Genomic DNA, 12,600 nt, shown 5'->3' with positions numbered 1-12,600 from the left:
GAGCGGTCTGACGAAAGGGGAAGGGCTCATCGACCGCCCACGGGCGCCAGCCCGGTTGGGCAGGGGACCGGACAGGGCCGCCCTCTTGCCATTGGCAGGGAAACGGGCGGGACAAGATGAGCGGACGGGAAAGGACCATGGCAACCTTACTACTGATCGACGGCCATTCCCAGGCCTATCGGGCCTTCTTCGGGCTGAAGACGCCCCTCTCCACGCGGCAGGGGGAACCGACCACCGCGGTCTACGGCTTCGCCCGCAAGCTGATCAGCATCCTGAAGGAATACCGGCCGGACTATGTGGCCGCCGCGTTCGACAGCGGCGAGACCTGGCGACACGCGGAATTTCAGGACTACAAGGCCACCCGGGATCAGATGCCCGACGAGATGCGCGTCCAGATGGGCCGCATCGAAGAACTCCTGCGCGCCTTCAACATCCCCGTCATCACCTACCCCAACTTCGAAGCCGATGACATCCTGGGCACCCTGGCCCGCCAGGCGGCCGCCCAGGGGCTGGATGTCCTCATCCTCACCGGCGACCGGGACATGTTCCAGCTCATCGACGAGCGGATCCGCATCCTCTACACCCGGGGCGGCCCCAACCCGGAGACGGTCATCGTGGGCCTGGAGGAATTCCGGGAGCGATACGGGCTGGAACCCCACCAGCTGGTGGATGTCAAGGCCCTCACCGGCGACAGCTCGGACAACATCCCCGGCGTGCCTGGCATCGGTGAAAAGACGGCCATCAAGCTGCTCAGCCAGTACGGCGACATCGACAACCTCTACGCCCACATCGACGAAGTCAGCGGCCCCAAAACCCGGCAGAACCTCCTGGAGTACCGGGAACAGGTGGAACGCAACAAGCGCCTGGTCACCATCCACACCGATCTGGACCTCTCCTTCGATCTGGAAACGTGCCGCCTGCAGGATTACGACCGCCAGGCGGTCATCGAGCTCTTTAACGAGCTGGAATTTCGCAGCCTCCTCCGGGAGCTGCCCAACCTGGAGGAGACGCCGCAAAACGGCACCAACGGCCAGGGGCAACTGGCCCTCTTCACCCCAGAGACACCGGCCGGTGAGGACGTCGGCCCTTCCCCCTACCTCTGCGTCCAGGACGACCAAAGCCTGGCGCAACTCCTGGAGGCCCTGGCCCAGGCCGGCCGCCTGAGCTTCGACGTGGAGACCACCAGCACCGATGCCATGCAGGCGCGGCTGGTGGGCCTGGGCCTGGCCTGGGCTCCCGGTCAGGCCGCCTACATCCCGGTGGGCCACCAGGAAGGGCCGCAGCTCGCCTGGGAGATGGTCAAAGAACGGCTGGAACCGTACCTGGGCAACGGAGAACTGCCTAAAATCGCCCACAACGGCAAGTACGACCTCATTGTCTGCCGCCGCCATGGCCTGGACGTGGCCGGCGACATCCACGACACCATGACCATGGCCTGGCTGCTGGACCCGGCCAGCCGCAGCCTGGGGCTCAAAAACCAGGCCGCCCATGAGCTGGGCTGGCAGATGACCGAGCTGAGCGAGCTCATCGGCAGCGGCCGCGGCCGCCGACGGGGATCCTCTGGGCAAGAGCTCACCATGGACCAGGTGCCCATCCACCAGGCCGCGGCCTACTGTGGCGCAGATGTGGACGCCACCATCCAGATCTTCGACCGGCTGGAACCCCGCCTGCGGGAAGCAGGCATGTGGTCCCTCTACACCGAAATTGAGCTTCCCCTGCTGCCGGTGCTGGCCGACATGGAGATGGCCGGCGTCCTGCTGGATGTGGAGTTCCTGGCCCAGATGTCCCAAGACTTGAGCAAGCGCCTGGCCGAGCTGGAGGCGGAGCTCTTCCAGATCGTGGGCCACGAGTTCAACCTGCGCAGCACCCAGCAGCTCAGCCAGGTGTTGTTTGAGGAGCTGGGCTTCCCCACCAAAGGGCTGCGCCGCACCAGCAGCGGCTTCATCAGCACCGCGGTGGGCACCCTGGAGCAGCTAGCCCTCGCGGAGGGGCTCACCGACCAACAGCGACGGGTCCTGGAGATCATTTTCGAACATCGGCAGCTGGAAAAGCTGCGCAGCACCTACGTGGACGCGCTCCCCGCGCTGGTAAACCCCGAGACGGGACGGGTCCACACCAGCTTTAACCAGACGGGCGCGGTCACCGGGCGCATGAGCTCCAGCAACCCCAATCTCCAGAACATTCCCATCCGCACCGAGATCGGCCGGGAGATCCGGCGGGCCTTCATCGCGCCGCCGGGCTGGCTGCTCCTCTCGGCCGACTACAGCCAGGTGGAGCTGCGCATCCTGGCCCACATCACCCAGGAGCCGGCCCTCATCGAAGCCTTCCAGGCGGACCAGGACATCCACGCCGCCACCGCCTCCCGGCTCTTCGGCGTGCCCATCGACCAGGTCACCCGGGAGCAGCGGGGCCTGGCCAAGACCATCAACTTCGCCACCATCTACGGGGTGAGCGCCTTTGGCCTGAGCAGCCGCACGGAGATGAGCCCGCAACAGGCCCAGGAATTTTTGGACCAGTACTTCGCCACCTATCCCCGGGTGAGCCAGTACATCGCCGAAACCATCGAGAAGGCCAACAGCCAGGGCTATGTGGAGACGCTGCTGGGCCGCAAGCGCTTTTTCCCCGAGCTGCAGAACCGACGCCTGCCCCACAACCAGCGCCAGGCCGTGGAACGGGCCGCCATCAACGCGCCCATCCAGGGCACCGCTGCCGACATCATGAAGATCGCCATGATCCGCCTCCACCGACGCCTCCAGGAGGAGCGCTACCAGGCCCGTATGTTGCTTCAGGTCCACGATGAGTTGGTGTTGGAGCTGCCCGAGGCGGAACGAAAACCGGTGGCCGACCTGGTGCGGGAGGTGATGGAGACGGCCTACCCCCTCTCCGTGCCCCTGAAGGTGGATGTGGAGGTGGGCCCCGACTGGTACAACCTGGAGCCGGTGGCCTAGTAAATCCCGGCAGAAATTCGCCGATGGTTGCCACCAGAGGTCGTGCCGCCGAATTACTGCCGCGGTATTTACGCCAGACTGTACTAGGGTTTGGACCAAAGAGGGGCGTCCCAGGTTGAAGGTCGCTGGCCAGCGGCCTCACGGGTTCCATGGGTGGAAAGCCCAGGAGAGCGCCCTAAAAAAAACCGGTGAAAGCGGAAAACAGAGACGAAAGCCAGAACCCATGTTACGGGATCAACTGAAAGAACTCATCCAACAGGCGATTCAGGCGGCCCAGGCCGATGGCAGTCTGCCCACCTTCGACCTGCCGCCCGTGGAGGTGATGCGCCCCAAACAACCCGAGCACGGCGACTACAGCAGCAACGTGGCCCTGGTGGCCGCGTCTGCCATCCGCCAGGCCACCGGCGACAAGGTCAATCCCCGCCAGATCGCCCAGGCCATTGTGGAGCACCTCCCGTCCAGCGAGATCATCGGCGAGGTCTCCCTGGCCGGGCCGGGCTTCATCAACATCCGCCTGGCCGAGGGCTGGCTCCAGCAACAGGTGGCCACCATTGTGGAGGCCGGCGACGCCTACGGCAACATCCAGCGGGGCCAGGGCCAGCGCTGGCAGGTGGAGTATGTCAGCGCCAACCCCACCGGCCCCATCCACTATGGCGGCGCCCGCAACGCAGTGCTGGGCGACACCCTGGCCAACGTGTTGGAGGCAGCCGGCTATGAGGTCCAGCGCGAGTTTTATGTCAACGACGCCGGCACCCAGTTTCAGCTTTTCGCCGAGAGCCTCTACGCTCGCTACGCGCAACTGTTCGGCCAGGATGTTCCCCTCCCCGAAGGAGGCTACCCCGGCGAATACATGATCGACTACGCCCGCAAGATCCAGGAGCGGGTGGGCGACCGGCTGCTCCACCTGGACCGGGAGCAGGCCATCGCAGAAATCAAACAGCTGGGCCGCGAGCTCATCATCGAAGAGCTGAAGGCAGAGCTCCGGCGCATTGGCGTGGAGTTCGACAACTGGTTCAGCGAGCAGAGCCTCCACGACGAAGGCCTGGTGGAGGAAGCCCTCCGCTACCTGGAGGAAAAGGGCGACCTGGTCCGGCGGGACGGGGCCGTCTGGTTTCGGGCCAGTCGCTATGCGAACAACCAGAAGGACGAGGTGGTCATCCGCTCCAACGGCGCCCCCACCTACTTCGCCAGCGACATCGCCTACCACTACGACAAATTCCTGCGCCGCAAGTTCGACCGGGTGGTGAATGTGTGGGCTGTGGACCACCAGGGCCACGTGCCCCGCATGGCCGCCATGATGGAGGCCTTCGGCCTGGATCCCAACCGGCTGGTCATCCTCATGTACGACCTGGTGAAGCTGGTCCGGGACGGCCAGGAGGTCAAGCTCAGCAAGCGGGCCGGCAACCTCCTCACCATCAACGACGTGGTGGACGAGGTGGGCGCCGACGCGCTGCGCTTCAACCTCCTCACCCGCAGCCCGGAAGCCACCATCGAGTTCGACCTGGACCTGGCGGTGGCCCAGAGCAACGAGAACCCGGTCTATTATGTCCAATACAGCCACGCCCGCATCTGCTCCATCCTGGCCCGAGCCCAGGAGGAAGGCTTTGACGTCTCCGGGCCGGTCACCGACGAGGACCGGGCCGTGCTGTCGCTGTTGACCCACCCCTCCGAGCTGGCCTTGATCCGGAAGTTGCTGGAGTTGGAGGAACAGATCGACCTGGCGGTGGACAAGCTCTCCCCCCACAACCTGCCCTACTACGCCATCGATCTGGCCCGCATCTTCAACGCCTTCTACCGGGACTGCAAGGTGGTAGATCCGGAGAACCCGGCCCTGAGCCGGGCGCGGCTGCTGTTAAGCCGGGCCACCCGCATTGTCCTGGCCAAGGTGTTGCGCCTGATGGGCGTGCGGGCGCCGGAAAGCATGTGAGAGAACCCCAATAGGTTAGAACGGAAACGTCTATGGATGCTGAGACCCCGATCTTCAAAGTACTGGTGGCCGATTCCCTCTCGGAATCTGGCTTGACTCCCCTGCGGGAGGCGCCGGGCATTCAGGTGGACATCCGCACCGGGCTATCCCCGGACGAATTGCTGGCTGCCATTCCCGAATATGACGCCCTGCTGGTGCGCAGCAGCACCACGGTGACGGCCCAGGTGATCCAGGCGGGCAAGCGCCTGCGGGTGATCGCCCGAGCCGGCGTGGGCGTGGACAACATCGACGTGGAAGCGGCCACCCAGGCCGGCATCGTGGTGGTGAACGCGCCCACCGGCAACGTGGTGGCCGCCGCGGAACATACCATCGCCATGCTCATGGCCCTGGCCCGCCACATCCCCCAGGCCGACGCCCACGTGCGGGCGGGCCTCTGGAAACGCAGCCAGTTCATGGGCGTGGAAGTGCGGGACAAGGTCCTGGGGACCGTGGGCCTGGGCCGGGTGGCCCAGGAAGTGGTACGCCGGGCCCAGGGGCTGGGCATGACCTGCATCGCCTATGACCCCTACGTCAGCAGCGAATACGCGGCCCAGCGAAGTGTGCGACTGGTGGATCTGGATACCCTCCTGGCCGAGGCCGACTTCGTTACCGTCCACGTGCCCCTGACCCCCCAGACCCATAACCTGATCGACCGGGCCAAGCTGCGGCTGATGAAGCCCACGGCCCGCATCCTGAATGTGGCCCGGGGTGGGGTAATCAACGAGCAGGATCTGGTGGAGGCCATCGAGGCCGGGGAAATCGCCGGCGCGGCCCTGGATGTCTTTGAACAGGAGCCCCTACCGCCGGACAGCCCCCTCCGACGCTCGGACAAGATCATCCTCACGCCCCACCTGGGCGGCAGCACCATCGAGGCCCAGGAACAGGTGGCCGAGGACGTGGCCCTGCAGGTGATCGACGTCCTCAACGACCGGCCGGCCCGCTACGCAGTCAACGCGCCCATCATCCCACCCAAGGATCTGGAATTCCTGGTCCCCTACATCGACCTGGCCGAGCGCATGGGACGCTTCATCCAGCAGGTGGGCGGCCACGGCATCGGCAGCGTGGAGATCACCGCCCACGGCCACCTGGCAGACTTTGACCTGGCCTACGTCAACGCGGCGGCCCTGAAGGGGCTCCTCAGCGATGTGCTGAACATTCGGATCAACCTGGTCAACGCCACCCTCCTGGCGGAACGGCGGGGCATCAACCTGGTGGAGCGCAAGAAGCACCAGCACGAAGCCCGCTACGAAAACATGCTCACCCTGCGGGTCACGGCCGGCAACGACACCTGGACCCTGCGGGGGTCGGTCCTCCAGGGGGAGCCGTACATTGTGGGGATCAACGACCTGTGGGTGGACTTCCCGGCCACCGGCAACCTGCTCATCTCGGCCCACCAGGATCGCCCCGGGATCATCGGCCGGGTGGGCACCATCCTGGGCCAGTCGGACATCAACATCAGCTTCATGCACGTGGGCCGCTGGGCCCCGCGCACCGAAGCCATCATGGTGCTGGGCACCGACGAGGTGACGCCGCCTGCGCTGCAGGCGGAGATCGCCGCCCTGCCCCACATTCGCTGGCTGAAGGCCGTCACCCTGTAAATCGTCGGCCAGCAGTCAGATACGAGAATGGCCATTTCCGTGAAATCGCACTATAATCTGGCAGCATGAAACCAACTGCGCAGAACCCAAGGGCTTCCCAGATATTGGCTACCTTCTGGCGGCTGCGGCTGCTGGCGGTGCTCTCGTTGATGTGGCTGGGGCCAACCCTGGCCTGTGGCAGCTTTGCCCCGCGCCCCACGCCCACGCCAACCCTGCCGCCCGAAGTGGCAAGCACGCCCACGTCCCCGGCCGAGCCGCCGGTGACCGAGCTGCCGACGCCGTTGCCACCGGCGCCGGCCACGCCCCCGCCTGGCCCCACCCCCACCTTCACGCCCACACCGGTGCCGGGCACCGCGCTGGCGGCAGGCCAGCCGGCCCGGGTCAGTGCACCGGCTGGCCTCAACTTCCGAGATGCCCCCAGCACCAGCGGTGGCCTCCTGGGGCAACTGGGCACCGGCCAGCTGGTTCAGGTACTGGAGGGCCCGGTCTCGGCCGATGGCTTCATCTGGTGGCGGGTGGATGACGGCCAGGGCAACGTGGGCTGGGTGGCCCAGGGAGACGGCGAGACCGAGTGGCTCACCCCCCGCATTGGAGAGCCACAGCCTGTCAACCGACCTCCCCGGGTGGGCGACCGGGTGGTGGTGACCACCGCCCAGCTGAGCGTGCGGGCCCTGCCCGGGACCGACGGCGCGCTGCTCACCCGAGTCAACCAGGGGCAGGAATTCACCGTGTTGGCCGGCCCCCAGTCCGCCAATGGATACACCTGGTACCAGATCCGTTCGGATGACGGCACCGTCGAAGGATGGGCGGCAGACGGGGACGGGACGACCCGCTGGCTCAGCCCCCTGGAGTAGGATGCTCCACGGATTGCGCCATAGAGCCCGACGTAGCTCGACCGATGGCTTCTTGCGTGGTGCGTATCCCAAGGGGCCTTCCCAATCCATCGGCCGGCACGTCGCTTGACGCACCACGTATCACCCACTACCCTGAACACGACAAAAAGAGAGGGCAGGGAATCAGCCTGCCCTCTCTTTTGATCTGTGATTGACCCGGCCCGCTCGGGGGCAGTTCCCTACGGCACCATAAGCTGCTGGCCCACGTAGATCAGGTTGATGTCCTGGATGCCATTGGCCCGGGCCAGGGCATAGACGTCCACGTCCAGCCGGGCGGCAATGGCAGTCAGGGAATCACCGGCTTTGACCGTGTAGACGGCCCCCCGACGCTCCATGGGATCCTGCATGCCGGCCGGGCCGTCGGCCATGCTGGGGCCGCCGTAGCGCCGGTCCGGATGGTCGGGACCGGACGGCCCATCCATGCCCATCATCGGCCCATCCGACTTCATCGGCGGCCCGTCCATGCCCATCATGGCCCCGTCCGGCTTCATGCCCGGGCCATCCATGGCTGGGCCCATGGCATCAGCCCCCATGGTGCACCCGGGGATCTGGAGCTTCTGGCCCACGAAGATGAGGTTGGGGTTGGCGATGGCGTTGGCCTTGATCAGGGCCTGAACCGGCACATCCAGGGCCGCGGCGATGGCCGCCAGGGTATCGCCCGGCTTGACCACATAGACGCACTGGTTCCCCTGCCCGGGCCAGGGATCCTTGCCGGGCTTGGGATCGGCCATGGGGCCGCCCTGGCCGCCGCACGCCCGCAGGCTGATGGCATCCAGGTTGAAGTCCATCTCCACCTGGCTGATGGCCCACTTCTTCCAGCCGCGGATGAAGAGGACAATGTGGTCGGCCGGGGCCACGAAGCGGGCCGTGTAGCTGCCCAGGGCGCCGGGTTCGGTGCGGGCATAAATGGGCCCCAGGTCCATCTCTTCCCACTGTTTCACATCCTGCCAGTTGATGTTCTTGCCCGGGTTGATGCCCCATTGGGCGGCAAAGCGATAGGGATCCTCCTCGTTCCCTTCACCCCGCAGGAGCCCCCGCAGGGAGAGTTCGTAGACCATCCCCTTCTTCAGGCCGCCGATGTGCTGGTAAATGCCGGCGTAGCGATCCGGATCGGTCGGGTAGAGCCCCTTGGTGTTGATCTCGATCAGCTGGCCGTGCTGCCCGTCGGCAATCACCCGCTCCCACTGCTCGTCATAAAAGCCGTAGTTGGCGGCGCCGCCGTTGGTGAAGGCACCCCAGCCCCGGCCCACATCCCCCAGGGCCACCCGGTTGAAGCCTCGCTCAAAGTTGCCGTTGTAGATCAACTCCGGCCCGGCGCAGACGCCCGGCTCCGGCCTCATGGGCATATCCATGGGGCCAGCCTGCCCCATGGGCTTGACCGGTCCTCCAGTCCCCATGGAGGGCTTCTGAGGCTTTGGCATGCCCGGCGCCGGCCCCACCAGGGAGATGGCGTCCAGGTTCACGTCCAACTCCTGAAAGGCCACGCCCCACTTTTTCCAGACCCGAACGTAGAGGGTGATGACCTCCGCCTCGGGCCGGAGGATGGTCTGAAAATCGCTGAACGCGCCCGGTTCGGTGCGGGGGTAGTAGGTGTTCCAGCCCACATCCTCCCAGTTCATGACCTGGGTCCAGTCGGCCTTGGGCCCTTTGGTCCAGCCCACCTGGACCCGATAGCGCCAGGGGTCGCCCTCCATCTCCGTAGTACGGATGATGCCTTTGAGGCTCAACTTGTAGGTGCCGTTGGGAACCACCCGCACCGTCTGATAGATGCCGGCATACCGGTCCGGATCGGCGGCCGGGAAATCCTTGGTGTTGATCTCGATCAGCTGGCTGTGCTTGCCGTCGAAGACCACCCGCTCCCACTGATCGTCGTAGAAGCCATAGGAGGCCAGGCCGCCATTGGTGAAGCAGCCCCAGTGCGCCCCCACCACGCCACAGCCCGGGATGCTGGTGAAGCCCTGCTCAAAGCTGCCGTTGGCCAACACATCCACCTGGGCCGATCCCCAGGTCATGGCCACCGTACCTGCCAGCACCGACGTGGCCACCAGGGTCACGGCAGCCAGCAGGCTGACCAGCTTCCGCCGACCTGGCGAGCCCCGCAGGAAACGTTGCAGCCAGGATGGCAGGCCGGCCCGAGATCCAACATAATTGCGAACGATCGTCAACATCTGGAATACCCTCCTTCACGTCATAGCCTGAGGCGGCTCGCGCTCTCCATTCGGACCGGCCACCCGCACTCTCCAGATCGGATGGCGGACCCGTGCACCGATGTGGTGCTCCACTCCAGGGCTGTGGCAGGTTGCGCCACAGTATAACACTCCATATTTGTGGATGCAATACCCAATTTTATCATCTATTTTTTCCGAACGATGCCTATACGAACACCACTTGAGCGCCTATGGGCGTGGCATCGGCCAGAAATTGCAATATGCGAAATTTGTGTCGTGACGGCCAGGTAGAGGGACCTGACCGAACTTGCCTCAGCGAGCGGGTTGGCTGATGTTGGATGCGTCCCTGATGGAGGGGTTCCCTCCAGGAACGAATTGCACCGTATCTCTCAAACCAGGCGCACCCAATGATGCTCGCCGTCGAACGATCCCCTTGCTACTGGATGATGACGGAAAAGCCAGGCAAAAGTTACGGGCAAATGGAGAAAGGAAAAAAGAGGGGTCACTCCTGGGCCGATAGCATGGCGGCCAGGTTGCGCAGGGCCTGTTCCAGGACCTGGATGGCCCGCCAATATTCGTCCAGGGGGAGATGCTCGTGGGGTGTGTGATCCAGGGTGCTGTCGCCTGGTCCATAGGCCAGGATGGGGCAACGCCAGGCCGGCCCCACCACGTTCATGTCGCTGGTGCCACTTTTGACCACGAAGCCCGGCCGCCCATCCGCCTCCACAGACCGGATGGCGGCCAGGAAGCTGCGCACCAGGGGGTTGTTGCGGTCGCTCCGCCAGGCTTCCTCGTGGGCATAGCGCCGCAGACGGAGGGATGCCGTGGGGCCGTGGAGCTCGATCGCCCCTTCGTCGCCGGTGGATGGCAGCTCGTCCACCCCCAGGCGCTGGGCTGCCGCCTGGACCAGCTCGTCCCAAAATTCTGCTACACGAAAATCCAGGGGCAGGCGGATCCCGATCTGGGCAAAGACCCGCTCGTTCATCTGGAGGTCCGTCTCGGTCCGGATCTGACGCAGGCTGGGTGAAAGCTGCTCGAAGACCCGCTCCCGGCTCTGGTTAAAGCGGGCCGCATAGGCTGCCACCCAATTCCACAGATCCACGGCCACGGTGGCCACCCCCGCGTCCGGACCGGCCGTATGGGCCATGGGCTGGGCCGCCTCCACGTCCAGGAGGATGCGCCCCTTGTAGCCCAGGGTGACCCGATGCCAGCCGCTGGGTTCGCCGATGATGCAGGCCACAGGCCGGGGCTCCCCCCGGCCATCGAAACGATCCCGGATGAAACGGGCGCCCTTGCTGGTGGCCGCCTCTTCCTCCACCGCGCCCACCACCACCAGGCGCAGGCCATGCCGGGCTACCCAATCCGCACCCAGCCGGGCCACGGCCGCGGTGAAGGTGGCCAGGGGACCTTTGGCGTCCACGCTGCCCCGGCCATAGAGGGCCGGCCCGTCGGCCGTCTCCTCCACCCGGACGGGGATGTCCCCAGGGACGGTGTCGATGTGCCCCAACAGGACCACCAAATGACGGGCATCCGCCGGGCCCATCTCCCCCACCGCATTGCCGGCCTCGTCCACGTAGCTCCGGTCGTAGCCCAGTTCCGCCATCCGGGCAACCAGCCAGCGGCTGGCCGCTTCTTCCTGGCCGGAGAGGGAGGGAACGGAAACCAGGCCGTGCAACAGGGCCACGGCTTCCTGGCGTGTGGGGCTCACCGATTCGCCGGCAGTGGGTTCAAAGGACGGATCAGAATACGGGTGCATGGCTTCTGTCAACCTTGTCGGCGTCGTGGCAGGAAAAGGGCCCGGGGCTCATGCCCGGGATGGTCAGTCCGGCAGGACGGCGGCGATGGCCTGCACGCCGACCTCGATCTCCGCTTCGCTGATGGTCAGGGGCGGCAACAGGCGCAGGACATTGGAGCCGCCTGGCAGGGCAATGACGCCGTGCTCTTCCATGAGCGCCTTGAGGTAGCGGCCCACCTTTTCCCGCAGCTCGATGCCCACCATGAGGCCCAGGCCCCGGATCTCCCGCACCGCCGTTCGATCGGCCAGGGCCTGGTTCAGCCGTTCCAGCAGCAACTGCCCCATGGCCGCCGAGCGCTCAATCAGCTGCTCTTCCCGGTAGATGCGCAACGCAGCCAGCCCTGCGGCACAGGCCAGGGGATTGCCGCCGAAGGTGCTGCCGTGGGCGCCCGGGTAGAGGGCCTGGTGGACGGCTTCGGTGTAGGCGATGGCCCCCATGGGGAAGCCGCCGCCGATGCCCTTGGCCATGCAGATGATGTCCGGGCGCAGGCCGTGGTGTTGGTGGGCAAACCAGCGGCCGGTCCGTCCGAAGCCTGTCTGAATCTCATCGATCATGAGCAGGGCGCCCCGCTCCCGGCAGATCTCTTCCACCCCCCGGAGGTAGGCGGCGTCGCCCATGATGACGCCGCTTTCCCCCTGCACCACCTCCAGCACCACTACGGCCACGTTTTCATCCACCGCGGCGTCCATGCGCTCCAGGTTGTTGAAGGGCACGTGGGTCACATCCAGCAGGGGCTCGAAGGGCTTCCGGTATTTGGGCTCCCAGGTGAGGGACAGGGCGCCCACGGTGCGGCCGTGGAAGCCCCGCATGGTGGCGACGATCCCGGTGCGGCCGGTGGCCAGCCGGGCAAGCTTGAGGCCACCGTCGATGCTCTCCGCGCCGCTGTTGGCCAGAAAGACATGGGACAGATGGTCCGGCAGTACCTGGCGCAAAGCCGCGGCGAAGCGGGCGCGGACGTCGTTGTAGAAAAAGTTGGGGCAGGCGATGAGGCAGTGGGCCTGTTCGGCGATGGCCTGGCTCAGGGTGGGGTGGCAGTGCCCCAACATGGCCACCCCCTGGGCCGCGGTCAGGTCCAGGTAGCGGCGCCCCTGGGTATCCCACAGCCAGCAGCCTTCGCCCCGGGCGATCACCACATCGCCCCGCCGGGCAGTGGTCCCCCCCAGGATGGCCTCTTCGGTGGCGGCCAGGTCGGCCAGGGCCGGTAACTTCTCCATCTCCTCTGTCTCCTCTC

Annotated in this window: 7 protein-coding genes; 4 read left to right on the top strand and 3 right to left on the bottom strand. The window is 65.9% G+C overall.

All coding sequences use genetic code 11. The annotated features are described in order from the left end of the window. Nucleotides 1–137: 137 nt before the first annotated feature. The 4 genes from polA to FKZ61_RS09855 all read left to right on the top strand — a co-directional run bounded on the left by polA (nt 138) and on the right by FKZ61_RS09855 (nt 7,366). Nucleotides 138–2,948 carry a DNA polymerase I gene (gene polA, locus FKZ61_RS09875; RefSeq protein ID WP_170199521.1) on the top strand — a complete coding sequence of 937 codons (2,811 nt, stop codon included), beginning with the start codon at nt 138–140 and terminating at the stop codon, nt 2,946–2,948. A 223-nt stretch (nt 2,949–3,171) separates the two neighbouring features. Further along, nucleotides 3,172–4,875, top strand: a complete 1,704-nt coding sequence (gene argS, locus FKZ61_RS09870) for an arginine--tRNA ligase (protein WP_141609941.1) — start codon at nt 3,172–3,174, stop codon at nt 4,873–4,875. A 32-nt stretch (nt 4,876–4,907) separates the two neighbouring features. Then, a complete protein-coding gene (gene serA / locus FKZ61_RS09865; RefSeq protein WP_141609940.1) occupies nt 4,908–6,512 on the top strand; it encodes a phosphoglycerate dehydrogenase in 1,605 nt (534 codons plus the stop codon). Nucleotides 6,513–6,577: 65 nt separating this feature from the next. Then, complete coding sequence (locus tag FKZ61_RS09855; RefSeq protein WP_141609939.1) at nt 6,578–7,366, top strand: SH3 domain-containing protein; 789 nt, start codon at nt 6,578–6,580, stop codon at nt 7,364–7,366. Nucleotides 7,367–7,584: 218 nt separating this feature from the next. Here FKZ61_RS09855 and FKZ61_RS09850 read toward each other — a convergent pair whose 3' ends face one another. The 3 genes from FKZ61_RS09850 to FKZ61_RS09840 form a co-directional block, all read right to left on the bottom strand. After that, the gene (locus FKZ61_RS09850) at nt 7,585–9,573 is read right to left on the bottom strand and encodes a LysM peptidoglycan-binding domain-containing protein (RefSeq protein ID WP_141609938.1); all 1,989 of its coding nucleotides are present in this window, start codon (nt 9,571–9,573) and stop codon (nt 7,585–7,587) included. A gap of 502 nt (nt 9,574–10,075) precedes the next feature. Then, complete coding sequence (locus FKZ61_RS09845) at nt 10,076–11,329, bottom strand: [LysW]-lysine hydrolase (protein WP_141609937.1); 1,254 nt, start codon at nt 11,327–11,329, stop codon at nt 10,076–10,078. A gap of 63 nt (nt 11,330–11,392) precedes the next feature. After that, nucleotides 11,393–12,583 carry an aspartate aminotransferase family protein gene (locus FKZ61_RS09840; protein WP_141609936.1) on the bottom strand — a complete coding sequence of 397 codons (1,191 nt, stop codon included), beginning with the start codon at nt 12,581–12,583 and terminating at the stop codon, nt 11,393–11,395. Nucleotides 12,584–12,600: the final 17 nt, after the last annotated feature.

It is taken from the genome of Litorilinea aerophila, assembly GCF_006569185.2.
Taxonomy (GTDB): domain Bacteria; phylum Chloroflexota; class Anaerolineae; order Caldilineales; family Caldilineaceae; genus Litorilinea; species Litorilinea aerophila.
This window is presented reverse-complemented; position numbering and strand designations above follow the sequence as displayed.